Here is a 266-nt window from a genome sequence, read left to right on the forward strand (position 1 = left end):
GTTCAGGATCAGTCGCGTGATGTGCATCACAAACTCGATCTGACAGGGGTTCGGCAGTGGGCCTGAAAGAGCTGACACCGCAAGAGCGTGCCGATGCGTTGGAAAAGGCCGCCAAGGCCAGGGCTGTGAGGGCCGCAGCCAAGGAGCGGCTGAAGCGCGGAGAAGTGAGCATCGCGGAGTTGATTGCCTCTGGCGACTCGGACGAGGCGATCGCGCGGATGCGCGTAGTGGAGTTGCTGGAAGCTTTGCCGGGCATCGGCCCGGTC

1 protein-coding gene is annotated in these 266 nt (G+C 63.2%); it reads left to right on the forward strand.

Annotation, left to right across the window (positions count from 1 at the left end):
- Positions 1–56: 56 nt before the first annotated feature.
- Positions 57–266: integration host factor, actinobacterial type (gene mihF / locus ACPYOG_RS19685; protein WP_481295807.1), on the forward strand; the 210-nt coding region annotated here is incomplete at its 3' end.

The sequence above is a fragment of the Leifsonia sp. HAY1-4F genome (genome assembly GCF_056755275.1).